This window comes from Paenibacillus sp. YN15 (assembly GCF_003285005.1).
GTDB lineage: Bacteria > Bacillota > Bacilli > Paenibacillales > NBRC-103111 > Paenibacillus_AR.
In genome coordinates this window covers 63,704-89,624 of the sequence record NZ_QMFA01000028.1, presented here as the reverse complement: position 1 = coordinate 89,624, position 25,921 = coordinate 63,704, and the positions used below count along the sequence as shown (strand labels likewise).

Annotated in this window: 17 protein-coding genes; 7 read left to right on the top strand and 10 right to left on the bottom strand. The window is 58.8% G+C overall.

What is annotated here, in order from left to right:
• Nucleotides 1-157 precede the first annotated feature (157 nt).
• The 3 genes from DQG13_RS20530 to DQG13_RS20520 form a co-directional block, all read right to left on the bottom strand.
• Complete coding sequence (locus DQG13_RS20530; protein WP_113021646.1) at nucleotides 158-1,642, bottom strand: glutamate synthase subunit beta; 1,485 nt, start codon at nucleotides 1,640-1,642, stop codon at nucleotides 158-160.
• Between the two features lie 96 nt (nucleotides 1,643-1,738).
• Nucleotides 1,739-6,337: a glutamate synthase large subunit gene (gene gltB / locus DQG13_RS20525; RefSeq protein WP_113021657.1), complete on the bottom strand. Its 4,599-nt coding sequence runs from the start codon at nucleotides 6,335-6,337 to the stop codon at nucleotides 1,739-1,741.
• Nucleotides 6,338-6,504: 167 nt separating this feature from the next.
• Complete coding sequence (locus DQG13_RS20520) at nucleotides 6,505-7,200, bottom strand: response regulator transcription factor (protein ID WP_113021645.1); 696 nt, start codon at nucleotides 7,198-7,200, stop codon at nucleotides 6,505-6,507.
• Between the two features lie 210 nt (nucleotides 7,201-7,410).
• Between DQG13_RS20520 and DQG13_RS20515 the strand changes: the two genes are divergently transcribed.
• The 5 genes from DQG13_RS20515 (at nucleotide 7,411) to DQG13_RS20495 (ending at nucleotide 13,003) form a co-directional block, all read left to right on the top strand.
• Nucleotides 7,411-7,782 (top strand): response regulator, encoded by a 372-nt coding sequence (locus tag DQG13_RS20515; RefSeq protein ID WP_113021644.1) that lies wholly within the window; start codon nucleotides 7,411-7,413, stop codon nucleotides 7,780-7,782.
• A gap of 16 nt (nucleotides 7,783-7,798) precedes the next feature.
• Nucleotides 7,799-10,678 carry a sensor histidine kinase gene (locus DQG13_RS20510; protein ID WP_181592882.1) on the top strand — a complete coding sequence of 960 codons (2,880 nt, stop codon included), beginning with the start codon at nucleotides 7,799-7,801 and terminating at the stop codon, nucleotides 10,676-10,678.
• Nucleotides 10,679-10,762: 84 nt separating this feature from the next.
• Nucleotides 10,763-11,356, top strand: coding sequence for a thymidine kinase (locus DQG13_RS20505; protein ID WP_113021655.1), 594 nt, complete (start codon nucleotides 10,763-10,765; stop codon nucleotides 11,354-11,356).
• Nucleotides 11,357-11,481: 125 nt separating this feature from the next.
• Nucleotides 11,482-11,937 (top strand): hypothetical protein, encoded by a 456-nt coding sequence (locus tag DQG13_RS20500; protein WP_113021642.1) that lies wholly within the window; start codon nucleotides 11,482-11,484, stop codon nucleotides 11,935-11,937.
• Nucleotides 11,938-12,046: 109 nt separating this feature from the next.
• Nucleotides 12,047-13,003 carry a DMT family transporter gene (locus DQG13_RS20495; protein WP_113021641.1) on the top strand — a complete coding sequence of 319 codons (957 nt, stop codon included), beginning with the start codon at nucleotides 12,047-12,049 and terminating at the stop codon, nucleotides 13,001-13,003.
• On the opposite strand, the gene DQG13_RS20490 is transcribed toward DQG13_RS20495, so the two are convergent.
• Nucleotides 12,993-13,349 (bottom strand): EamA family transporter, encoded by a 357-nt coding sequence (locus tag DQG13_RS20490; RefSeq protein ID WP_113021640.1) that lies wholly within the window; start codon nucleotides 13,347-13,349, stop codon nucleotides 12,993-12,995. The genes DQG13_RS20495 and DQG13_RS20490 overlap by 11 nt on opposite strands.
• Before the next feature lie 120 nt (nucleotides 13,350-13,469).
• Nucleotides 13,470-14,369, bottom strand: a complete 900-nt coding sequence (locus DQG13_RS20485) for a YihY/virulence factor BrkB family protein (RefSeq protein ID WP_113021639.1) — start codon at nucleotides 14,367-14,369, stop codon at nucleotides 13,470-13,472.
• Nucleotides 14,370-14,620: 251 nt separating this feature from the next.
• Between DQG13_RS20485 and DQG13_RS20480 the strand changes: the two genes are divergently transcribed.
• Entirely contained in the window at nucleotides 14,621-15,526 is a 906-nt protein-coding gene (locus DQG13_RS20480) for a GNAT family N-acetyltransferase (protein ID WP_181592881.1), read from the top strand.
• A 126-nt stretch (nucleotides 15,527-15,652) separates the two neighbouring features.
• Here the strand turns inward: DQG13_RS20480 and DQG13_RS20475 are convergent, their stop codons facing one another.
• Both DQG13_RS20475 and DQG13_RS20470 read right to left on the bottom strand, forming a co-directional pair.
• Entirely contained in the window at nucleotides 15,653-18,043 is a 2,391-nt protein-coding gene (locus tag DQG13_RS20475) for an S-layer homology domain-containing protein (protein WP_181592880.1), read from the bottom strand.
• Nucleotides 18,044-18,212: 169 nt separating this feature from the next.
• A complete protein-coding gene (locus DQG13_RS20470) occupies nucleotides 18,213-19,187 on the bottom strand; it encodes a Gfo/Idh/MocA family protein (RefSeq protein WP_181592883.1) in 975 nt (324 codons plus the stop codon).
• A 224-nt stretch (nucleotides 19,188-19,411) separates the two neighbouring features.
• On the opposite strand from DQG13_RS20470, the gene DQG13_RS20465 reads away from it, so the two are divergent.
• Nucleotides 19,412-20,608: an MGDG synthase family glycosyltransferase gene (locus tag DQG13_RS20465; protein ID WP_113021635.1), complete on the top strand. Its 1,197-nt coding sequence runs from the start codon at nucleotides 19,412-19,414 to the stop codon at nucleotides 20,606-20,608.
• A gap of 460 nt (nucleotides 20,609-21,068) precedes the next feature.
• On the opposite strand, the gene DQG13_RS20460 is transcribed toward DQG13_RS20465, so the two are convergent.
• The 3 genes from DQG13_RS20460 to DQG13_RS20450 form a co-directional block, all read right to left on the bottom strand.
• Nucleotides 21,069-23,096, bottom strand: coding sequence for a YhgE/Pip domain-containing protein (locus tag DQG13_RS20460; protein WP_113021634.1), 2,028 nt, complete (start codon nucleotides 23,094-23,096; stop codon nucleotides 21,069-21,071).
• A 93-nt stretch (nucleotides 23,097-23,189) separates the two neighbouring features.
• A complete protein-coding gene (locus tag DQG13_RS20455) occupies nucleotides 23,190-23,765 on the bottom strand; it encodes a TetR/AcrR family transcriptional regulator (protein ID WP_113021633.1) in 576 nt (191 codons plus the stop codon).
• Nucleotides 23,766-23,853: 88 nt separating this feature from the next.
• Nucleotides 23,854-25,713, bottom strand: coding sequence for an ATP-binding protein (locus DQG13_RS20450; RefSeq protein WP_113021632.1), 1,860 nt, complete (start codon nucleotides 25,711-25,713; stop codon nucleotides 23,854-23,856).
• Nucleotides 25,714-25,921: the final 208 nt, after the last annotated feature.

Here is a 25,921-nt window from a genome sequence, read left to right as displayed (position 1 = left end):
ACTTTCTGATATGGTTAGAAAGGGCTTCTACACCTCAAGATTTTATACTTTCTGATATGGCAAAAAAAGCCCGGAGCAGCCGCATTCCGCGTCACTCCGGGCTTTCTGTCAGCATTACCGAGTCCACTGTCCGGCATCGCTCAAGTCCAAATTGCTCTTACGGCAAATCCGTAGCGCCCATCAGGAAACGGTCCACCTCGCGGGCAGCCTCGCGTCCTTCGTTGATGGCCCATACCACCAGGGACTGGCCGCGGCGCATGTCGCCTGCGGCGAACACACCCTCCACGTTAGTGGCATACTTGCCGTATGCGGCCTTGGCATTGGAGCGCTCATCCTTCTCGACGCCCAGCTGATCCAGCAGCTGGTTCTCGGGACCGGTGAAGCCCAGCGCCAGAAGCACCAACTGCGCCGGATACACCTTCTCGCTGCCGGGAACCTCAGTGGGAACAAAACGGCCGTTGCCGTCCTTTTTCCACTCGATGAGCACAGTGTGGACTTCCTTCACATGGCCGTTCTCGTCGCCCACAAACCGCTTGGTGGACACCAGGTAATCCCGGGGGTCGCGGCCATACTTGGCGGCGGCCTCCTCCTGGCCGTAGTCCAGCTTGAAGGTTTTGGGCCATTCCGGCCACGGGTTATTGTCTGCCCGATGCTCGGGAGCCTTGGGCATAATTTCGAACTGGTACACGGAGTTGCAGCCGTGGCGGAGCGAGGTGGCTACGCAGTCGGTGCCGGTATCGCCGCCGCCGATGACGATCACATCCTTGCCTGCCGCAGAGATGTAGGCGCCGTCGGCATGGTTGGAGTCCAACAGACTCTTGGTGTTCTTGTGCAGAAACTCCATGGCCAGGTGGATGCCCGCGAGCTCGCGGCCTTCAGTGGGAAGGTCGCGGCCCTTGGTAGCGCCGCCGCAGAGCACAACCGCATCAAACTCGGCCTTCAGCTTTTCCGCCGGGTAATCCTTGCCTACCTCCGTATTGGTGACGAAGGTAACGCCTTCCTCCTCCAGCAGCTTCACACGGCGCTCCACCACGGTTTTCTCCAGCTTCATGTTGGGGATGCCGTACATGAGGAGTCCGCCGGGACGGTCGGCGCGCTCAAACACCGTAACCGTATGCCCTGCTTTATTCAGCTGGGCGGCAGCGGCCAGACCGGAAGGACCGGAGCCGATGACGGCGACCTTTTTGCCGGTGCGGACAGCCGGGGGCTGGGCCTTGATCCAGCCTTCCTCAAAGCCGCGGTCCACAATGGAGCGTTCGATATTCTTGATGGTGACAGGCTTGCCGTTTAAGCCCACCGTACAGGAGCCCTCGCAGGGAGCGGGGCAAACCCGGCCGGTAAACTCGGGGAAGTTGTTGGTCTTGTGCAGCCGGTCCAGAGCCTCCCGCCACATGCCGCGGTACACCAGATCATTCCACTCGGGGATCAGGTTATGCACCGGGCAGCCGGCAGCCATGCCGTTGAGAAGCTTCCCCGTATGGCAGTAGGGAATGCCGCAATCCATGCAGCGCGACCCTTGGGTGCGAAGCTTCGACTCTTCCATATGCTCATGAAATTCCTGATAATGGCCGATTCTTGACAAGGGCGATTCATCCACAGGGAGTTCGCGCTTGTATTCCAAAAAACCCGTAGGCTTTCCCATGGTTCTCCTCCTAAAAAACTTTCTTTTTATCAGGGGGCTCCCCCAAAAGTAATCGGACAATCGCTTCGGAGCATCTCTTCACTTTTGGGGGAATGCTTAATTGCCGGCAACGCGGGCGGCGTCGCTCATATTTTCCTTGAAGGCGGCCATAACCGCTTCATCCTGGCTGAGGCCGGTCAGCTTGGCTTTTTCGATGGACTCGAACATCCGCTTGAAGTCCTTCGGAATCACCTTCACGAAGCTGAACACATTCTCTTCCCAGTTCTCAAGGATTTTCTGGCCGACGGTGCTGCTGGTGAACTTCACGTGGTTGCGGATCAGGGTTTTCACCTCATTGATCTCGTACTGCTCGCTCAGTTCCTCCACATGCACCATTTCCTTGTTGATCTTGCTCTTGAAGCTGCCGTCGGCGTCATATACGAAGGCGATGCCTCCGGACATGCCTGCGGCGAAGTTGCGACCTGTCGGCCCCAGCACAACCACGCGGCCGCCGGTCATATATTCGCAGCCGTGGTCCCCTACGCCTTCAATAACCACCCGCACGCCGGAGTTCCGGACGGCAAAGCGCTCGCCTGCGACACCGCGGATATAGGCTTCGCCTTCCGTGGCGCCGTAGAAGGCAGTGTTGCCGATGATCACATTCTCTTCCGGCACGAAGGAGGAGCGTTCGGGCGGGAAGATGATGATCTTGCCGCCGGAGAGGCCCTTGCCCACATAGTCGTTGGCGTCGCCTTCCAGCGACAGGGTCACGCCCTTCGGCACGAAGGCGCCGAAGCTTTGGCCGGCGGAGCCGTTGAAGTGCAGCCGGATGGTATCGGCCGGCAGGCCCTCCAGACCGTAGCGGCGGGTAACCTCGCTGCCCAGGATGGTGCCCACAACCCGGTTGACGTTGCGGATCGGCATGATGGCATGCACATTTTCCTTATAATCGAGAGCCGGCTTGCACACGTGCAAGAGCTCCTTCATGTCGATGGATTTCTCCAGACCGTGATCCTGCTCCATCTGGCAATAGGTGCCGTAGTCCGCAGGCACCTCCGGCTGATACAGCAGCGGAGCCAGGTCCAGGCCCTTGGCCTTCCAGTGGTTCACAGCCGCAATGGCTTCAAGTGCGTCCGTACGTCCCACCATCTCTTCTATGGTACGGAAACCAAGCTCGGCCATCAGCTCGCGGACCTCCTGGGCGATGAAGGTCATGTAATTGACCACATGCTGCGGATCTCCGGCGAATTTCGCGCGCAGCTCCGGATTCTGGGTGGCGATGCCCACCGGGCAGGTATCCAGGTGGCACACCCGCATCATCACGCAGCCCAAAGCGATCAGCGGAGTGGTGGCAAAGCCGAATTCCTCGGCGCCCAGAAGCGCTGCGACCACCACGTCGCGGCCGGTCAGCAGCTTGCCGTCGGTCTCCACCGTAATCCGGGAGCGCAGATTGTTCAGGATCAGGGTCTGATGGGTCTCGGCCAGACCAAGCTCCCACGGCAGGCCCGCATTGTGGATGGAGGTCTGCGGCGAAGCGCCCGTGCCGCCGTCATAGCCGCTGATCAGCACCACATCGGCCTTGCCCTTGGCTACGCCTGCGGCGATAGTGCCTACGCCCACCTCGGATACCAGCTTGACGCTGATCCGGGCCCGGGGGTTGGCGTTCTTCAAATCGTGGATCAGCTCAGCCAGATCCTCGATGGAGTAGATGTCATGGTGAGGCGGCGGCGAAATCAGGCCAACGCCTGCGGTTACGCCCCGCACCTCGGCTACCCACGGGTACACCTTGCGGCCGGGCAGCTGTCCGCCCTCGCCGGGCTTGGCGCCTTGGGCCATCTTGATCTGGATTTCGTCCGCATTCACCAGGTAGTTGCTGGTGACGCCGAAGCGTCCCGAAGCCACCTGCTTGATGGAGCTGCGGCGGGAATCGCCGTTGGCGTCCGGAATGAAGCGCTCCGGATGCTCGCCGCCCTCGCCGGTGTTGCTGCGGCCGCCGATGCGGTTCATGGCGATGGCCAGAGCCTCATGGGCCTCCTTGGAAATGGACCCAAAGGACATGGCCCCGGTCTTGAAGCGCTTGAAGATGGCTTCCAGCGGTTCAACCTCATCCAGCGGAATGGAGCGGCGGTCCTTCTTGAAGCCCAGCAGATTGCGCAGGGTGTATTTCACTTCCGGATCTTCGTTGATCCGGGCGGAGAACCTCTTGTACAAACCGTAGTCGGCGGTGCGGCAGGCGGTTTGCAGCGTATAGATGGTCTCCGGGTTGTACATATGCTCTTCGCCTTCGGCGCGCCATTGCAGCTGGCCGCCTGTCTCCAGCACCCGGCCTGCGGTCTCCACCCGGGAGAAGGCCTTGTGATGGCGCAGCTCCACTTCCTTGGAGATGGTATCCAGGTCGATGCCTTCGATGCGGGATGCCGTCCAAGTGAAATATTTGTCGATAACCGCCTTGCTGATGCCGATGGCCTCGAAAATCTGCGCGCCGCGGTAGCTTTGCACCGTGGAAATCCCCATCTTGGCCAGCACCTTGGTGACGCCCTTGACGGAAGCCTTCAGGTAGTTGTAAGCGGCCTTCTCATAGGTCAGGCCCTCCAGCATGCCGTTTCTCACCATATCCTTCAGGGATTCCAGCGCCAGATACGGATTCACGGCGCTGACGCCGTAGCCCAGAAGCAGCGCAAAATGGTGCACCTCGCGGGGTTCGCCGGATTCCAGCAGCAGGCTGACCTTGGTCCGTGTGCCTTCCCGGATCAGATGGTGATGCAGGCCCGATACGGCCAGCAGCGCCGGGATAGCGGCCAGCTCCTTGGAAATGCCGCGGTCAGTGAGGATCAGCAGGTTGGAGCCGCCGGCGATAGCCGCATCGGCTGCCGCGTAAAGCTCCTCCATGGCTTTTTCCAAAGCGCCTGCGCCGTCATAAACCGGATACAGAATCGGCAGATCGATGGAGCGGAAGCCCTCCCGCTGCACGTGCCGGAACTTGGCCAGATCCTCATTGCCGATGATGGGGCTGGGGATGCGGATTTGGCGGCAGCTCTCCGGCTTCGGGTTGATCAGATCGCCCTCGGGACCGATGGTGGTCTCCTGGGAGGTAATGATTTCCTCGAAGTTGGAGTCGATGGGGGGATTGGTTACCTGTGCAAACAATTGCTTAAAATAGCTGTATAAAAGCTGCGGCTTCTCGGACAGCACCGCCAGCGGGGCGTCGTTGCCCATGGAGCCGATGGGGTCCACGCCGGTTCTGGCCATAGCCTCCAGGAACTTGCGGTTGCCTTCATAGGTATAGCCGAAGGCCTGCTGGCGCTGCACCAGCGCCTCCGCCTCGGGAGCCGGAAGCTCGGGAGCGGCGGGCAGATCGCTTAGGTTGACCAGGTGCTCATTGAGCCATTCCTGATACGGATGCTCGCTGGTAATGCGGCTCTTGATTTCGTCGTCGGAGATGATCCGGCCTTCCACAGTATCCACCAGCAGCATACGGCCGGGGCGGAGGCGGTCCTTCTTGACGATCTTGTCGGGAGCCAGATTCATCACGCCCACCTCGGAAGCCAGCACGATCACATCATCGGTGGTGATGTAATAGCGGGAAGGGCGCAGACCGTTGCGGTCCAGCACAGCGCCGATAATTGAGCCGTCGGTAAAGGCGATGGCGGCAGGGCCGTCCCACGGCTCCATCAGGCAGCTGTGGTATTCGTAGAAGGCCCGCTTCTGCGGGTCCATGCTTTCGTGCTTGGACCAGGGTTCGGGAATCATCATCATGGCTGCATGGGGCAGGGAACGGCCGGAGAGCATCATAAACTCCAGACAGTTGTCGAACATCTGGGAGTCGGAGCCTTCGTTATCGATAATAGGCATAATCTTCGCAAGGTCGTCGCCGAACAGCTCGGAGTTGCACATGGCCTGGCGGGCGTGCATCCAGTTCACATTGCCCCGCAGGGTGTTGATTTCGCCGTTGTGGATCATGTAGCGGTACGGATGCGCCCGTTCCCAGCTGGGGAAAGTGTTGGTGCTAAAGCGGGAATGCACTAAAGCGAGAGCGCTCTTCAACTCGGGGTTTTGCAGCTCGAGGTAATACCCGTACACCTGCTCCGGCGTCAGCATCCCCTTGTAGACAATGGTGCGGCTGGATAAGCTGGAGTAATAAAAGGGCTTGCCGAAATCGGAGGTTGCGCCCAGGTTTTCGGTGCGCTTCCTAATGACGTACAGCTTGCGCTCGAAGGCAAGCTCATCCTTGCCGGCCAGATTGGCGCCTGCGCCAATGAACAGCTGGCGGACAAAAGGCTCTGCGGACTTGGCGAAATTGCCCAGTGAGGAGTTGTCAACCGGCAGCGTTCTCCATCCGATGACCGTTTGGCCTTCCTCCCGGACCACCTTCTCCACCATCTGCTCGCATGCCGCGCGAAGAGCCGCATCCTGGGGCAGGAAAACCATGCCGACGCCGTATTGGCCTGCCGCCGGCAGCTCGAAGCCCAGTTCCTTCACCGCATCGCGCAGGAAGCTGTCGGGAATCTGCAGGAGAATCCCCGCTCCGTCGCCTGTGTTCACCTCGCAGCCCTGACCGCCGCGGTGGTCCAAATTGCATAGCACCTGCAGCGCCTGGCTGACAATCTCGTGGGATTTGCGGCCCTTGATGTCGGCCACAAAACCAATACCGCAGGCGTCATGCTCATACTGCGGGTCATACAATCCCTGCTTGGGAGGCAATCCATTTTGGGTCATCATCGTGCAACCTTTCCTTCTGTTTTTATTGGTTCCTGCCGATAAAAAATATTATTTCAGCAAGGGAGAAGTGATAGTATTTTTTAAATTTTAACATTCCATGTTAGCTGAATCAATTTAAATATGTACTGAAAACCATCGCAAAAACAGATAGTTGTAAAGGTTTTCTAATCTCCTTCCGGCACGAATTTATAGCCGACTCCCCATACAGTTTTAATGAAACGCGGATTTTTCGGGTCCGCCTCGATTTTTTTGCGCAGATTGGTAATATGGACATCCACAGACCGTTCCGTTACATACGTATCAATGCCCCTGATCCGGTTCAACAGCTCTTCCCTGCTGAAGACATTGTTCGGATGCAGCCACAGCACCTTCATGATTTCAAATTCGGAATAGGTGGTTTCCACCAGTTTGTCCGCCACATACAGCACCCTGCGGCTCATATCCATATGAACGGCGGGGCGGCTTTCCTTGGCCGCGGCAGGCTCCGGGACAGGCGTCATGGCGGAGCGGCGCAAGAGGGCTGTCAGCCGGGCGGCCAGCTCGCGCATGGAAAAAGGCTTGCAAAGGTAATCGTCGGCTCCCATCAGAAGAGCGTTCACCCGGTCGGCCACTTCTTTTTTGGCGGAAACCATCAGAATGGGGATCACCGTAACCAGCCGGATTTCCCCGCACAGAGTAATGCCGTCCGTATCCGGCAGCATCACGTCGAGAATAATGATGTCCGGCTCCGCGCTCTGCAGCAGCTTCTTTCCCTCTTCGCCGTCGGAACCCCAGGAAACCGTGTATCCCTCTTCCTCCAAATAAATCGTCATCATGTCGGCAATGCTCTGATCATCTTCAATAATAAGCACTTTGGGCATAACCAGCCCTCCTTGCCGCAATTTAACATTTTCCTAGCACTTTTCTGCAACTTTTCTAAAAGATAGACCGGATAATGAATCATGATACCATTTTTATTATAGCGAAAACTGCGGAGACTTGCCGTAATTCGGCCTGAATCGGCCAAAAATCCGTAAATTTTTAACCGGGTTCCGAAAATCCGGAATCCTTGCAGCCGGGGAGGCTTGCTCATGCGCATCCTGATTATCGATCCCGCCGCGTTTTCCCGCACCGTGCTCCGCAGAATTATGGAAGACGCAGGTTATGCCATTGCCGGCGAAGCGGGCAACAGCGAGCAAGCTTTGGCCCAATACAAAAGCGCCTCCCCCGATGCGGTGACCATTGATCTGACAGCCGCCTCCCTGAACGGAGTGGCGCTGATCCGCCGGATTCGCGATCTGGACTCCTCCGCACGCATTTTGGCCATATCGGGAATGAATCAGAGCGCCTTAAGCCAGAATGCCATCCTGGCGGGAGCTTATGATTGTGTCACGAAGCCCCTGGAGGAATCCCGGCTGCTGGCAGCGCTGGCCCATGCCCAACTGCTGTTGAATGAACCGTAAGGGGGCGTCCGCACACATGACCAAATCACGGCTAATCCCTTTGTTCGTGCTGCTTCTGTTGGCCGCAGGCTCTCTTGTAAGCGGTTTGTTTCCCCTTCGGCTGATGTTCGGCGTGGAGTACTTTTTCGCCGGCCTGTTCGGGTTTGCCGCTTACGCCCTGTTCGGCCCCCTTGCAGGCGCAGCCGTGATGCTGGCAGGGGTGCTGCCCAGCCTGTGGTATTGGGGCCATCCCTACGGCATGATCCTGATGACTCTGGAGAATCTGCTGGTCTGCCTTCTTGTCAAAAGATACCGCCTCGGCTACACCGCCGCCAGCCTCCTCTATTGGGCGGTCGCCGGGATTCCCCTGACCCTGCTGTTCTACGGCTCCATCCTGCATCTCCCCGGCACCATCCTCCAGTTTGTCGTGTTCAAAATGGGTCTGAACGGGCTGGGCAACGCTGCCGCCGCCTCCCTGGCCATTCCGGTTTTTGCCCTCTTCTGCAAAAAATTCCCGCATTCCGTCATGGCCCGCCGGGGCTTCCATGACCTGGCCCCCTCCAGCCTGGCCGGGCAATTATCCAATATTATGGTGTTTATCATTCTCATTATGGCTATGGTGCAAGTGGGCATCCACAGCCGCCTTCTCATCGTCCACGAAGAGGATACCATCGCCGAAAAGCTGGTGTACGCCGCGGAGCAAATGAATTTGTACACGGATACGCCCGGCAGCTTTCCGGTGCACGAAGCCTTTGTGCTGCTGGACAAACGGATGCCGGAGCTGCGCTTCCGCCTGGTGGACCGGGGGCTGAAGCTGGGGGCGTCCATGGAGGATCAGTACGGCCCGCTGCCCTCCTACCTGACCGGCGCCGCCGATGACTCCCAGATCCGGGAGGTGACGGAGCGGGTAAATTTATGGTCGCCCACCCTGGAGGAATCCGGCAGCCGGATTTCGCAGCGGATGGACTCGGTTTATTATGTGGACATGCTGTGGAACGGCGATCCGCGGTTTCAGATTTTTGTAGAGCTGCCCGCCCGGACCACCTGGTCGGAGATTTACGGGGAGCTGGCCCAGGAGCTGACTACCGCTTTTGCCATTTTGGCGCTGGCGGTGCTGATCATTTATCCCATTTGCCGCTACATGAACCACCCCATTGTGCAGCTGGCGGGATTGTCCGGCAGACTGTCCGCCTCCATCGGCACCGGCTTCCGCCCGGTGTGGCCGGACAGCAGCCTGGTGGAGATTCAGGCGCTGACCAACGCCTTCAAGCTGATGTCCATGGATTTGAACCGGCAGTTTGCCAGCATCCTGGAGGCCACCCGGGAAGCCATGGTGCTCTGCGACAAAAACGGCGCCATCCTGTATGCCAACAGCCAGCTGGATTTGTTTTTCGGCGAGCGGCCGTTGGGCTTGCGTTCCATGAAGGAGCTGTTCGGGGCCATGCGGCGGTTCCCCCGGGACGACGCCGGCCAGCTCCAGCAGGAGATGGACTCCATTCTCCGGCATGTGGGGGAGCACGGCTCGATGCAGCGCAACTTCACCTTTCACCATAACCGGCGCAATATGCACCTGTCCTTGTACATAACCGTCGTTCAAGGCACGGAGGAGATGCGGGAGCGCAACCGCCTGTTCATCTTCCGCGACCGTACCGAGGAGATGGAGCGGGAGCTGCTCCAGGAGGAAATGATCGCCCAGGTGTCCCATGAATTCCGCACCCCCCTCACTCCCATTCTCGGCTATTCGGAGATTCTGCGCAGCAAGGAGCTGCCTCCCGACAAGCTGAAATCCTATTCGGCCACCATCCACCACGAGGCGGTCCGGCTGTCCCGGCTGGTGGACAATTTCCTGGATTTGCAGCGGATGGAATCCGGCCGGCAGCCCTACTACCTGGTTCCCTCGGATTTGCGGGAGCTTGTCACCCGTACAGTGGAGGAATGGCGCCATGACGGCAATCCCCATCCTATCCAGCTGAAGCTGCCGGATGAGCCGGTTATCGCCCTGGCGGACGCCGACCGGATGCGGCAGGTGCTGGACAACCTGATCGGCAATGCGGTGAAATACTCGCCCGACGGGTCGGCGGTGCATGTCTCCGCCGCTCTCGAGGAAGGAGCGATCCGCATCGACATTGCCGACAACGGCCTGGGCATCCCGGAGAAGGACAAGGAGAAGATTTTCCGCAAATTCTACCGTGTGGAGCATAACGACCGGAAGAAGATTCCCGGCAGCGGCCTGGGGCTGCCCATCGCCAAGGAAATCGTCGAGGGCCACAGCGGCCAGATCACCTTCATCTCCCGCCATTACGGGGGAAGCATCTTTACCGTCTGGCTCCCGGCTTATACTCCGCCCGCCACGGCAGGAGCCGTTCTGCTCATCGGCAAGGAGGACGGCTATATGGAAAGCCTGGCCACCGTTCTGGCCCAAAAAGGCCAGCGGGTGCTTCACCTGGGCTCCTTCGAGGAGGCCCTGTTCGCCATCGGCTGCGGCAATGCCCATATGCCCCGCATCATCGCCGCCAATCTGGTGGGCACGGGGCTGTTGAACGGGCTGGAGTTCGCCGCCCGGCTCCTGTCCCTGGATTGCCAAGAGAAAGCTGCACTGGTGTTCCTGGAACGGATGGCTTCTCCATCCTCCTTCCCTTCAGCGACTGCGGCGGCCGGGCCCAATCAGGAGATGGTCCAGGCGGTGAAGCCCTTCAGCATCCGGGAGATGGTCCAGTTTCTGCAGCCGGGAGCCGCCCGGGGGATTGCCTCCGCCGGCATGCGCCAGCCGGGCTGGAGCTACTGCTTTTTTCCCGTCCAGGAAGAAAAGGTGCTGCGGATGCAGCTGGCCAAATTCGGCCTGATTCCTGAGGTTATGGCGGAGATGGGCGAGATGCTCGCGGCCGGTTTTGCGCCAAAGGGGAACAATCATCCATAGGAAAGGCTGCAAAAACATGCTATCCTTGGAGTGGGCCGGGAAGCGGCCCGCATCAAGCATGTGCTGCAGAGAGGAAAAAACAACGTGGCCAAATTATATTTTCGCTATGGAACTATGAACAGCGGCAAATCCATTGAGGTGCTGCGCACCGCCCATAACTATGAGGAGCAGGGCAAGCGGGTGCTGCTGTTCGTCCCCGCCATCGACGACCGCTTCGGCGTAGGCAATGTCACCTCCCGCATCGGGATGCAGAAGGAAGCCATCATCGTCCACGAGAATACGGATATGTACGCCATTGCCAAAGAGACCATGCCCAACTGCGTGCTTCTGGATGAGGCCCAGTTTTTGAGCCGGAAGCAAATCGACCAGTTGACCGACATTTGCGACGATTTGGGCATTCCGGTTATCGCCTACGGGCTGCGCTCCGATTTTATGGGGAATCTGTTTGAAGGAAGCCTGCAGCTGTTTGCGGCTGCGGATAAGATTGAGGAGGTAAAAACCGTCTGCTGGTTCTGCGACCGCAAGGCGGTGCTGAACATGCGCTGCAAGGACGGGCGGCCCGTCTTCGAGGGGGAGCAGATTCAGATCGGCGGCAACGAAAGCTATATCCCCGTTTGCCGCAAGTGCTACAAGCTGCGCAAGAAGCAGGCGGCGCAGGGGGATGGAGCGGCGGAGTAGTAGAGGGCAGATGAAAATATCTCCATGGCCCGCCGCCACCTGCACCTGTACCTGTCCAGGGTTGTATCCGCTGCATATACTGCAGTAACAACTCCTGCGCGCAGGTGAACAAAGGGTGAGGGTCTATGCCGGCTCATTCCGCCCGTTGGCGGCTTGTGATTTTTGTGTATCTGTCCGTGGCCTTCGCCGCCTCCGCCGCCTGTCTCCTGTGGCTGTTAAGCGGCGGTTTGGAGGACCCCGGCTCCGCTTCCCTGACAGCGGTGAGGCCGTACCTGTTTTATATCAGCGCCGGGTCCCTGGGCGGTTCCCTCTACGCCCTGCGGGCCTTTCACCAGTTTTATGACCAGCCGGTGACCGTCCGCTTTATTTATTGGTATCTCATGCGGCCCTACCTCTGCGGCGGCACAGCGATGATTACCGTTATCCTGCTGGACAGCGGCATTATGCTGCTCCAGGTGGAGGATTCCCTCTCCGCCCGGACCGGCCTGTCCTTTCTGACCGGCTTCGGCTACGGCAAATTTATGGAGAAGCTGACGCATTTGGCGGAGGCGCTTTTTAACGGCAACGGCAAAAAGGAATAACCCGGCGGCTTCGGAAGCCGCACAACTTTAATGGCCGATTCCGGCAAAGTGCGGTATAATGGAGAGGTTGCGCCATTGCGAGATTCACTGGAAGGAAGTATTGCAGCCCATGTCCGACAAGCGTTCCCCCTTGCCCCGTTGGGCGCTGCTGGCTTTGCTGTTGGCCGGCATAATTGCCATCTCATTCTCATCCATTTTTATCCGCTGGTCCCATGCGCCCTCCTCCGTGATGGCCATGTACCGGCTCTTTTTTACGGCGCTGCTGATGGGCCCTTTCGTGTGGAAGAGCAAGCCCGACCTGAAGGCCCTGGCTCCGGCGGACTGGGGCCTGATGGCCGTTTCCGGGTTGTTTTTGGCCCTTCACTTTCTGTTCTGGATGGAGTCGCTGGCCTTTACCTCGGTTGCCAGCTCCACCATCATTCTCGCTTTGGAGCCCATCCTGATTCTGGCCGGCGCTTATTGGCTGTTTAGGGAACGGACCACCCGCAAGGCGGTGCTGGGACTGGCCGTAGCCATACTGGGCGCGGCGCTTATTGGCTGGGGGGATATCGGCATCTCCGGCAAGGCGCTGACCGGCGACCTGCTTTCTTTGGCAGGCACGGCGGCAGTGGCCCTTCATCTGCTGGCAGGCCAGCGGCTGGCCAGCCGGGTGCCTTCCCTGTTCTACAGCTTCTTCATCTTCTGCGTGGCGGGAGTCGCGTTTCTGGTGTACAACCTGGCCCGGGGCATCGACCTTGGCGGATATCCCGCCCGGGAGTGGGGCATCTTCCTGCTCCTGGCTATTGTGCCTACCGTCTTCGGCCATGTGCTGTTCAACTGGCTGCTCCAGTACGTCAATGCCGTCACCGTGTCCATGAGCGTGCTGGGGGAGCCGGTGGGCGCTACCGTTCTGGCCTACCTGCTGCTGGATGAAAAGCTGACCCTCACCCAAGCGGGGGCGGGAGGGGTGATTATCTGGGGCGTCTGGTACTTTATGCGCCACAACCAGGTGCGGTATGCCGGCGAAGAAGCCGCCAGCCCGGGCAAGCGAAAAAAAGCGGCGGCCGGCCCGTCCGTTACCGGGTAATGATGAAGATGCCCAGCATGATCACCAGAGCGCCTGCAACCTTTTGCAAAGTCAGAGCTTCATTCAGGAAAAACGCGCTGAACAGAAACACAAATATGTAGCTCATGCTGTTTAGAGGATACGCGCTGGTCAGGTCCGCCCTGGACAGCACCTTTACCCAGATCAGGGAGCTTAAGGAAAACAATAGAATCGCTACCCAGAATTCAGGCACACGCAGAACCCGCCCAAGATCGGCTGCAAAGGTGGCGGGGGACATGGTCAGTCGGCCCAACCGGTTGGAGCCGTGCTTCATCATAATTTGCCCGATGGAGCCCATCATGGCGGACATCAGGACAAGCCGGAACATGTCCGCCACCTCCGCTCAAAACCGCCGCGGGCAGCATTGGCGAACCGTATATACACAGGCAACCCCTACCTTCTTTTGTTGAAATCAGACTGTTACCACTATATGTGGCCAAGGAGGGGTTTATCCCAGCCTTTTGGGGGGCCGTTTCTTCCAGAAGGACAGGCGGCTGCTGAAGGATTTGCAGCCCGGCTTGCTTTTCCCCTCCTTGTCAAAGGTGAGGGTAGCGTTGATTTCCCCGCCGAGGATAATAATAATGCAGCTGATGTACAACCATACCAGCAGCACGATAACCCCGCCCAGACTGCCGTAGCTTTTGGCGTAATTGCCGAAGTGGGTTACATAAAAGGAAAACAGCAGGGAAATCGCAATCCAGCCCAAGGAGGCAAAAACCGCTCCGGGCAGAACGCTTCTAAAGCGGAGGCGGCGGTTGGGCACGGTCCAGTACAGAAGGGCAAATCCCAGCAGCATGGCTACCAGGGGGATGGCCAGCTTGATCAATCCCCACACCAGCTCGAAGTCGTTGGGATACCCGAGAAATTTAAACAGCTGCGCACCGATGACATGGCCGAAAACCAGAAGCGCCAGGGTCAGGAGCATCACCAGGGTCAGGCCGACGGTAGACAGGAGGGCCAGCCCCTTGAGCTTCCAGAACGGCCGGGTTTCCGGTTCATCATAAGCTTTGTTTAATGCCTTGATTACTGCGGACAAGCCGTTGGAGGCCGCCCACAGGGTGCCGATCATGCTGAAGGAGAGCAGCGCTTCATTGCGGCTGTCGAAAATTTCGTTCATAATATCGTTGACTGCCTTATAGCTGGACTCCGGGAGGACCAGGGCAATCTGTTCCCAGACATCCTCCGTGGAGATGGGCGTCAACCCTACGATAGTCAGCAGAAAAATCAAAAAAGGAAAAAAGGCGAGGATCATATAGTAGGTCATCTGTGCGCCAAGGGCTGTGACCTCGTCATCTTCATACCGGCAATACAGAGCTTCCAGAAAATGCAGGCTTTTTTTCCAATTCACTGCCGTCCACTCCCTTCGCTGTTGATTGATAGGTTTTCCCAAAAGGTTCCGCCGGGATTCGCCGAAAGGATGAAGATGTAATGTTCATACCCGGGCGGAAGAGGCGCTGAAACAAAACCGCACAGATGATGCTGGCTGTCAACAGCTTACCATATGATGAGGACAAACGCCTATCGGCGCCTTTATCAAGAAGTCGGACAGCCTCCCCGTTTACATGTTCGCAAGACTTTGAAAAAAAGGGGCAATTGGTTTTGATAAAACATGGGTTGATCATTCCGGACGGGATGACGGAGCGGCAGATTCAGGAAGTGCGTGAGCTGGCCGGCCGTTGCGCGAAGGCGGACAGCCTGGAGCTGAAGCTGAACTGGGGGATGCTGGAGCACCGGCCCCGCGGGACGGCCAATGATTTTCTGTGGTATGAGCGGGGAAAGCTGGTGGGCTTTTTGGCGTTGTACCACTTTGTGCCCAAGGAGGCCGAGGTGGGCGGAATGGTTCACCCGGATTTCCGGCAGAGGGGGATTTTCAGCGCGCTGACGGAGGCCGCCCTTCAATCGGCGCGCAAGCAGAACATTCCAGCCCTGCTGTTTGCCTGCCCGCGCCAGTCCGCAAGCGCCAAGGCCTTTGTGGAATCCAGGCGGGCGGTGTACGCCATTTCGGATTACGGCATGAAGCTGGTGGAGCAGGTGGATACCGGGGAGCTCTCCGGCATCCGGCTTGCCCGCGGCGTCAAGTCCCAGCGGCAGCTTCTGATCCGTCTGGACTCCCTCGGATTCGATTCCTCCGAGGAGGAATCCGAGGCGCTGGTGGATATGACCCTGGACAACCCTCCCCAGGACACGCCGTACATTGCCTATAATGAGGAAGGGGAAGCGGTGGGGCGGATCAGCTCCCATATCCGCGACGGCAACGCCCATTTCTTTTGTTTTTCTGTAGTGCCGCAGCACCGGCGCAAGGGTTATGGACGGCAGATTCTTCTGTCCGCTATCAGCCTGGCCAAAAAACAGGGGTTGCGCAGCATGACCCTGGAGGTGGCCTGCAACAACGCCGAGGCGCTGACCCTGTACCACCGCTGCGGCTTCCGGGAAACCTATATCAACGACTATTACAGACTGGATACCCAGACTTTTGTGCGGGAGGAAATCTGCACCGGCTACTGACTCCGGCGGTGCAATCTCCAGCCTCCGCTGCCCCCATCCTTCACCGGAACGGGGGCTTTTTTGCGCAGCAAAAATCCTCCCTGCAAGCACAAAGCGCCGCTGCAGGGAGGATGTAAAGGGAGAATTTTATAGTCCGCTCCGCTTCTCCAGGAACCGGAAGAAGGCGGTGGCGGCTTGGGCGCGGGTCACCTCATCCGCCGGGCGGAACTGGTCGCCGTCGGCGCTCATGATGCCCAACCCTACGGCGATGGCGGCATGGCCCTTGTGCTGGATGGCATCGGCATCCGTCACATCCAGGCGGAACATGCTGCTTTGCTGGGCCAGCTTGTTGTAGCCCAGGGCCCGGACGATCAGCTGGGCCATGTCATCCCGGGTCATGATCTGATCCGGATTGAATTCGCCGGCAGGATCGCGGTCGATCAAATTCATATCCACCGCATTCTCCACGTAGGCGAAGTAGGCGCTGGAGGCCTTCACATCGCTGAAGGAAGCAGCGCGGGAGGAGTCATAAGCCATCGGCAGGCTGCCGCCGCTTGCAGCCAGCACCAGCATCTTGATCAGCTCGCCGCGGGTAGCCGCCTGATCCGGGTTTGCCTTGCCGTCCTTCACGTCGATGGCATTGTATTCCACCATCAGGGCCAAGGCGCGTTCCGCCCAGTGTCCGGCGATATCCGTTGCATCCTCCCGGTCGGAGCGGGCCGTCTCGCCGTTGCGGTTGTCTCTCCACTCACCCGTTGCCGCATCCAGGAAATAGCCGGACAGCTCCGTGTTTTGGACCACCGGCACATATGCCAGACGCACCTTCTGGCTTCCCGCAGCCGCTGGCGGCAGCTCGCCTGCAGCGACCATCAGCCGGTATTTCTCTATGGGCAGGTTGCCGTAATCACTCCCTGCGCCCCAGTCCATCACATACTGCAGCTGGAGTTTGTACTGGTTAAGCAGGATCTCCTTGGCTTGGGCGGGGTCGGTCAAAGCCGGTTTTGTGGCGGGATAGCTGTAGCCCGTCAGATTGTTGTAATAGTTGACCACAGCGCCGTTGGTGGCGTCCACCGTGACCTGAACCGTTTCCCCGGTGGAAATGCCGTCGATTGCCCGGTCAAAGCTGAAGTTGTAAGAAGGATTGGAGTTCCAGTAGGAGGGCGCCGCCTGCTTGGTCGGATCGCTGTAATGCAGCTCCAACTGATGAACCATATGGGGCAGCAAGCCTTTGACCAGCTCCACGGCTGTGGTTTTGGCCGTATCGATGGCTACCTTGTAATCCTCCGGCTTTACTGTGGCAGCTTGGTAAGGCCGGTATTCGTTCCGGGAATAGCTGCGGATTTCCCCCGTAGAGGCGTCCACTGCCGCATGAATGGAGCGCGGGCTGAAGGGATAGGCGATCTTTTCCGCGGCTTCCGCCTTGCTGCTGCTCTCCTCCTCGGGAAGGGTCCAGCTGATATTCCAGGTGCGGGTCAGGCCGTTCAGGTAATTATCGTTGTACTCCTGATAGGAGGCATTCTCCAGCTTGGCTCCTGCGGGCAGCGGGAACCGGGCTGTGACCGTATCGATGGCCTGGCTTTGGGTCAGAGCCTTGTCCTTGGCGGGGGCGCTGCCGAGAGGCGCGGAGGCGATGGGGCCGCTTGACTCCTGCGCCGGGGCATTGCCGGCATCCACCTCGCCGGTAAGGGCGTTGAGCTGCACAGGCGTCAGCCGGTAGGCAATAAAGGGCGCCGTCGTATTGATGTTCTTGTTATAGGGCCGGAAATACGAGACGGAAAGCTGGGATTTCTCCTTCCAGATGCTCTCCGCCTTCTCCTGGGAGATGACCGAGGTGGCATCCGGGAATTCGGTGCTCTTATCCCACTGGTAATTGAAGCCCACCACCTGCCCTGAGCCGTTCACATCCACACTGAAGCCGTTGGCCGGATATACCACGCCATTAACCACACGGTCAAAGCGGTAATTGTACCGGACATCACCCATAAGCGGCGTTTTGAAATTCTCCTCGGCAATGGTATTATAGCGGGTTTCTCCCAGCTTGCCGGGATACAGACTGTTGATGAAAGCCTCCGCCACCAGCTTGGCCGCCTTCAGATCCTTCTCCGGAGGATAAACGGGAGGAGACTCCGTATTGTTGGTATACGCGCTCATCTGGGTTAATTCGCCGGTGTCGGCGGAAATGCCGATATAGTAATTGCCGTAATACTTATCCTTCACCTGTTTGGAAAAATTGATGGACCAGACCGCCCCGCTCCCGCCGGTTGTTCCCGCCGTTTGCAGGGAGACGTTGGAGACCTCGTAATCCTGCGGCACCTGGGCCAGCTTGCGCGCCAGCTCCACAGCCTGATCCCGCTTGACGGCGGTGTTGGTGTCCACGGCCGCATCGCTTGTGCTGACGGCGGCTGCCGATGAGGCGGAGCTGCTTGCCGAGTTGGCGGCTGCAGTCAATGCCGCCGGCGCTGCCGCCGCCGGAATGGCTCCGGCAAGCAGGAGCGCTGCGCTTAATCCCACTGCGCCTGCTTTGATTGTTTTCTTCATATCATGAACCATCCTCCCTGGAGTATTGTGGGGGTTCCCCCAAAAAGCGCCCGGAATTTCCTTCGGGGCTTCACGTCACTTGGGGGGAACTTCTTTTTGGTGTATCTGCCTCCTAGACGGTGAATCCTGGGAAAAGGTTTCAGGCTGAAGCCACAAATCTTTGAAATCCTTATCGCTCCCCTGCGTAATAAGCTCGGGTCATAATCTCCGCCACCCTGCTGGTGCGGATAGCCGATTCTCCGGTGGAGAGCGCTGTTCCCCGGCCCAGAAGCTCATCCACAACGGTTTGAATCAGCGGCTCCTGCACATGGGGCGGATGCGCCAGACTTACCCTCTGCTCATTGTCCGCTGTCCGCAGCACCACAGGCTTTTCCTCGAAGGTGGAAAACCGGATGCTGCCCTTCGACCCCACAATCTCGTTATACTCCACATCCGCGTATCCGTTGAAGCACCAGATTCCCGTCCCGTGCACCCCGGATTCGAACACATACTCTCCCGATACCGTATCCTCGGCGGCATAAGGGCTGCCCATATTGGAGGCGCGGCCGCTTGCATCGCGGATCGGTCCCAGCAGGTAGTCCAGCAGGTCCAGCGTATGGCTGCCCAGGTCCAGGAACAGCCCGCCTCCGGAAACGGCCGGGTTCACCCGCCACACCTCTTCTCCCGTCTGCGCCAATGGTTTGGCCATATGTACAGTCCGCACGAACCGGAGATCGCCGATGGCTCCCTCATCCAGCCATTGCTTCACCTGCCGGAATCTTGGCAGCCCGCGGCGGTAGAAGGCCACATACAGAGGAACTCCCGCCTCCCGGCAAGCCTCAAGCATGGCCGTGCATTCCGCCGCATTCATCGCCATCGGCTTCTCCACATACACCGGCTTTCCGGCGCGGGCGGCGGCAAGGGCATATTCCTTATGGGAGGAAGGCGGCGTCGCCACATAAACCGCATCCACCTCCGGGTCGGCAATCAGCTCCTCCGCCTGCCCGTACCAGCGGGGCACTCCATGCCGCTTGGCATAATCCTCCGCCAATGCGGCGTTCCTTCTCATAACGGCCGTAAGCCGGGACCCCTCCGCTTTTTGCAGCGCCGGCCCGCTTTTGACCTCTGTTACATCCCCGCACCCAATTATTCCCCATCGAATCATGTTCTCCACCTGCACGCCTCCTCCGGCTCTTAAACTAAACGGCTCTTCCCTTCCCCGGCATGCTCTGTCCGGCGGGAAAAGCCTGTCCCGCTCTATCGTAACATGAAACCCTCTCCGGCTCCCACTAAGAATGGTTTTTGCTCTGCCCCGGGCAACGTGCTAATATGGAAGAACGCGAGGCTTAAGTCCCCAACGCTTGAAGCCCAATGAGGTGAACTAGGAAAATGAGATATTCTCCCGGCCGCACTCCCTCCATTCTTGTCCTGACGGGCAATCTGGGCGACGGTCACCGCCAGGCGGCCCATGCCGTCGCAGAGGCTGCCGAAGCCCTGTATCCCGGCGCCCGCATCCGGGTAGTGGACGTGATGGAAGGCGCCCATCCGCTCCTTTGCCGTCTGGCCCAATGGGGCTATATGCTCTGGATTACCAGACTGCCCTGGCTGTACGGCTTTTTGTTCCGCCGCACCCAGCGGGACAACCTGCTCTCCCGCTGTCTCAACCGGCTGCCGCTGTGCAGCGCCCGGCGGCTCGCCCGGCTGGTAGAGGAGACGCATCCCGCCGTTATTGTCAGCACCTTCCCCTCCGCTTCCGCCGCCGTGGCGCGGCTGAAGGCCCGGGGCCGGATCAAGGCCATGACGGTCACCGTCATGACCGACCATACCTCGCACAGCTACTGGCTTCACGCCGCCACCGACCGGTATATTGTCGGCTCCGAGCATGTCCGCCGGCTGCTTCTGCAATGGCCCATTCCCGACCGGAAAATCGCCGTGACGGGCATCCCCATCCGGCCCGCTTTCCGCGCCGCCTATGACCGCCAGGCCATCCGCACAGAGCTTGGCTTGAAGCCGGAGCTGCCCACTGTGATGATCATGGGAGGCGGCGGCGGGCTGATCGGAGGCGATTGGGCCCGGCTGCTTCAGGACCCCGGCCTCTTGGCCCTGCCCTTGCAGGTGGTGATCGTCTGCGGGCGCAATGAAAAGCTGAAGGACAAGCTGGCCCGCGAAATGAAGGGCTACCCCCATCCGGTTCTGCTGACCGGATATGTGAACAACATCCCGGAGCTGATGGCCGCTTCGGACCTCCTGATTACCAAACCCGGCGGGCTGACCAGCTCGGAGGCGCTGGCCTCCGGCTTGCCCATGCTGCTGTACAAGCCTCTGCCCGGCCAGGAGTATGACAACGCCGCTTATTTAACCGGCATCGGCGCCGCCCTCCAGGCCAAAGGGCCGGAGGAGTTTACGGCGCAGCTGGCGCGGCTCCTCACCGATCCCGGGCTGCTGGCGCAGATGAAGGCCAGCGCCCGGCTGTACAGCCGCCAGGATTCCGCGGAAGGAGCGGTGCGGGAGATTCTGGAGGCCGCCTTCGGCGTCAGCCCGGAGAAGGTGCCGGTGGGCAAGCGGATTTTCGCCGCCAAGGCTTAGAACCCCGGGGCTGAGGCATGTCCCGGCCGGCGAGTGCTTCCGCTAACTGCGGCCGCAGCAGCAGGCTGGCCCGTGGAGGAGGGCTGTCCGGACTCACGATCCGCTATTTTTTCAGAATTGCCCTCTTTTCAGGATTTCGCGGACACAGGATGCGTTATTGGCCGGTTAGGGCGTCCAAAACTGCCGATTGCCGCCTCATAGCGGAGCCTCAGTCCGCCTGGACGAAAAAATACCGATTTTTCGCATGATAACGGATCGTGTGTCCGTTGGCACAGGGCCAGCGGGCCAGCGAGGTGCAGTCAGTCTCCAGCAGCCCAGCCCAGCCCCGGATCACCGCCAGTTGCCGCTGCCTTGCCAGCCACCGCCAGCCGCCCACCGCCGCGCTGACTCAAAGAAAACCCGCCAGGACAACAGTCCTGACGGGTTTTCTCATAGCCGGGGAGATAGCAGCCGGGTGGGATTACAATGCAATCGCGTCCTCCAGCTTCGTGGAGACCTCCGATTGCCGCTTGCGGAAGTGGATAACGTAATAAGTCAATGTGATTGCCGCCATTACTGCCATGTAGACCACCATCACCAGAACGCTTTGGTTGAAGTCGCCCATTTCGCCGCTGGAGATCACCGCCTTATAGCCTTGCACGGAGTAGGTCATGGGCAGCCACTTGTTGATCACTTGCAAAGGTTCGGGAATCAGCTCAACCGGGAAGGTTCCCGCGCAGGTGGTCAGTTGGAGAATCAGGATCACGATGGCCACAAACCGGCCGGGGTTGGCAAACATGGACACCAGCATTTGAATCATGATCATGAAGGTCCAACTGGTCAGCACCGTAAGCACGAAGTACAGCGGCATATTCTGGAGCGTCAGGCCCAGGCCCCATTTGATCGCCACAGCCATCACCAGCGCCTGCACCAGACCGATGAACAGCATGGTTCCCAGCTTGCCGAAGTACCAGCTGGCGCCGGAGCGGGGACGGACGGCAGGCTCCTTCACCGGGAAAACAATGGTCAGCAGCAGCGCGCCCACGAACAGGCCCAGACTCATGAAATACGGGGCAAAGCCGGTGCCGTAGTTGGGCACCTCCGCCATTCTTTGCTCCTCAAAGGCCACAGGCTGGGAGAAGGCGGCATACAGCTTGTCGTTGCCGTTGATGGAGGAGGTTTGCGCCGAAGCGTCCTTCAGCTTGCCGCTGAGCTCTCCGGTGCCGCCGGCTACCGTTTGCGCGCCGTCGGTCAGCTTCTTCGAGCCTTCGTTCAACTGCACCGTGCCGTTGGCCAATTGGCCGATGCCGTTCTCGATCTGCGCCAGACCGGCCTTCAGCTGGGCGCTTCCGGGCACCAGCTGGCTTGCCCCGGCGGCCACAGACTTGCTGCCCGCGGCAGCCTCGTTCAGCTTGGCGTCAAAAGCGGCGATGCCGGCGTTCAAGGCTTTTTGCCCTTCAGCCAGCTGTCCGGCTCCGGCAGCAAGTTGCTTCTGGGCAGCAGCGGCGGAATCCGCCCCGGCGGCTACTTGCTTGCCCGCCTCCACCAGCTTGGCGAAGGAGGGATTCTCCGCCAGCTGCGGCATCGCCTCGGCCAGCTGCTCCAAACCGGCGGATAGGCCGGCGGCGCCGGTCTTCAATTGCTCCAGCCCGGCAGCGGAGGCGGCAAGCCCGCCGTCCAGCCGAACAGCGCCTTCCTCAGATTGGGCGGAGCCTTGCACAATCGCCTGATGGCCCGCTGCCAATTGCTCCATCCCGCCGCTTACGGCGGAAGCGCCCTTTTCCAACTGGGCCAGACCGTCGTTCAGCTTGGTTGCGCCCGTATACAGCTGCACAGCGCCGGATTCCAGAGGCTGGGCGCCTGCGGTCAGCTTGCCCAGGCTTTCATCCAGCTGCTCCAGGCCGGAAACCACACTGCCGGTGCCCGCCGAAAGCTTGGAGGCCCCGTCGGCGGCTTGCGCCAGCCCTTCGGACAATTTGCCCACACTGGCAAACAGGGTTTCAGTATAGGTTTTGGTCAACTCGGCAGACAATTCACCCTTCATGCGCTCCACGGCGGTTTTGCCGATTTGGGCCGCCAGGAAGTTGCTGCTTTCATTGGGAATATAGCGGAAGGTCGCAGGCTGCGGGTCGGCGCCCAGCACCTGGGTGGCCTTTTGCGAGAAATCCTCGGGAATTTCGATGGCCATATAATATTTATGGTCCTTCAATCCCTTCTCCGCATCATCCTGGGAGACAAAATCCCAGCCGAAGGCCGGGTTGCTCTTCAGCTTTTCCACGAACTGATCGCCGATGGACAGCTGTTTGCCCTCGAAGGCGGCGCCTTTATCCATATTCACCACAGCCACAGGAAGCACATCCATCTTGGCGTAGGGGTCCCAGAAGGTCCACAGGAACATGAAGCTGTACAGAAGCGGCACCAGGGCAACGGCGCTCACCGAAATCAGAACCTTTTTGTCTTTGGCAATGGAGACCAGCTCATGGGAGAACTGGCGGAAGCTTTTGCTCATATGGTTCACTCCTCTTAAAACTCTCTTTTTAGGAAATATATATGAATGACCAATTTGTTCAATTAGTCAATTTTGTTTGAAAAATAAAGCCGTTTAACGGACGGCCAATCCTTCAAACAGGTACACATGAAAAAACTCCGAAATCTGCTCCTTGGTCAACGGGCCATGGGTCCGGTCCCAATCATGCACAAAGGACACATACATCTTCAGGATGACAAATGCCGCGACCTGCGGATCGCAAGGCCTGATCTCTCCCTGCTCCATAGCGGTTCTGACATTCTTCTCCAGAAACCCGAGAATGGCTCCCTCCAGGGACTTCATTCCTTCCTGGGCCTTGGCGGTGCCCATCTCGCTGATTTCGTGGGACAGCCGGATCAACAGCTCATGGTTGCTGCGGAACCGGTAGAACTCCTCCAGCACCCGCTCCAGCTTCTTGATGAAGGTTCGCTCTTCCTGGATCACCTTATCCGCGATCCGCTTCATCTCCTGAATAACATCCATCATAATGGCGTCGAACAGCTCTTCTTTTGTAGAAAAAAAGGTATAAATGGTGCCCTTGCCGACCCCCGCGATCTTCGCCACCTGCTCCATTGTCGTAGCCTTGTAGCCGAACAGGGCGAAGGATTTGGACGCAGCCTCAAGAATCCACTTCTTGCGGTCAGCCGCCATTGCGCTTCTCTCCTCCTTTCAAAAAAATGACTAAAAGTGAAATATGGTCAATTGGTCATTTTCATTATATGCACCTTGCCCGGGGAAATCAAGTGGTTTGAGGATCGAAGGGAAGAATAATTTCCACGGCGGTCCCTTGGCCCGGCTTGCTGTTAATCCGGAAAACTCCCTTATGATTGTCCACAATCCGGCGGCAGATCATAATGCCCAGCCCGTTGCCGCTTTCCTTGGTGGTAAAAAAGGGCTCGCCGATCATCTTCAAATCCTGGCTGTCGATCCCGCAGCCCGTATCGGTAATCAGGATGCGGACATAAGGCGCCGCGCTCTTCACCTCCACCGTCAGCTTGCCTCCGTCGGGCATGGCTTCCAGGCCGTTTTTGATCACATTGACCAGCACCTGCTTGATTTGGTTCTCGTCGCAGGAAATCAGAGGCAGATTGGGCGGGCAGCGGAACTCCAGCTCCACTCCGGCTCCGGTAGCCTGGGCTTCAAACAAGCTCAAGTTATCGCTGATAATGCCGCAGATGGACTTCATGGCAAACTTGGGATCGGATGGACGCGCCAGGAACAAAAACTCATTCACCAGCAAATTGATCCGGTTTACCTCCCCCAGCATGAGATCGATCATCGGGGCATGATTGATCTGAGTTCCCTTCTTCATCAACTGGAGGTAGCCGGAAATCACCGTTACCGGGTTGCGGATTTCATGCACCACCCCCGCGGCCATTTGACCGGCGACGGACAGCTTCTCCGTGTTGGACAGCTGGAACAGGATGCTGTGGATTCTCCGCAGAATCACCACAACCAGACTGGCCAAAAAGACAAGGCCGCCCCAATAGGAAAACTCGGGAAAGGGGTTGTCCAGCATCAGCATCTGCCTGATAATATCCCCTGCGCTGAAGGCGCAGAATACGGCCAGCCCCGCCAGCACCTGGCTGGCATCCCTGTCCTTCTTCCTCCAGGCAATGCGGCCGATGCGGACCACCGTAATGAGGATGCTCACCAACAGCAGAATCTGATAAAACAGCAGAAATATCTCTCCCCTTGCCGCATGGAACGCCACAAAAGGAAGTCCGACAGTACCGGCGAAGAGATGGAGCCGGCTTAAGCGGAGCCTGGTGCCGGCCGATTCCGGAAACAGCTGCTCCGTGAAGGCCAGCACCGCGGCCACGGACAGAACAAGAAAGGCCAGCTCAAAGGTCATCCAGAATTCGGGAAGGTCCGCCAGGGAAAGCACCAGCATGGTCCTGGATAAGGTGTACAGCCCAAACGCGCCGGCAAATCCGGCGAAGGAAAACAGATAGCTCTGGCGTATCCGCAGGCCTGCGAGACAGGAGATCAGGCCGATCATGAGATAAAAGCAGCCCAATATAAACCGGACGCCCTGTCTTTTGATGAAGTACAGGGTCAAGTCCGACTCGGAGGCCAGAAGCGGCGCCTGCAGGAGCCCGATATCCTTGCCGGCGGAAAAAATCCGGACGGACAGCAGCTTGCCCTGGGCATCGTCCGGCAAAGCGATCATGCGTGGAGGAGTGCCGATGTAACGGGGATGGGCTCCCTCCATTTGGCCATGGCGAAACAGCAGCTCCCCCTCCAGATAAACCTCGAAGAGCTGGCTGGCTTGCACCAGCAGGGTAGGGTCGTATCCATCGTCCCGGGGAAGCTGCGTCCGCATCCAAAGAAGCTTCCGGCCCTCCCGGCCGGGAGGATTGATCAGGCGTTCGGCTTTTTGCCAGCTGCCGTTTTGCGGAATGCTTTCCTTGGCGGATGGATTATATTCACTCCAGGCATATTCCCACTCCGTCAGACCACGGGCGGAACCCCGGGCTTCAGACTGCCGGGAAACGGGAGGCTGGTTGTCGTCTTTAGGCTGTATGGCTAATGGAGCGAATACGGATAATACGATAAGGCTGGCAAGAAGCAATAGGAGTGGTTGCCCTTTTTTCATGGCTATAGTCCCTTTTTTAGGCAGAATTTTGTAGAATTATGTCTTTCTGCCCCTATCATACCTGAAAATGCTTGTGCTGGATACGGCATTTTTAAGTGCAGCTAAATTATCCTTTGTTCCTTGGTTTTCCCCCGCGGCAGATATTTCATGTACCCCCGGTCTGGGAGCCAACGCATAAAAGCGCCCCTCCGGCCTCCGTCCCCTGGGG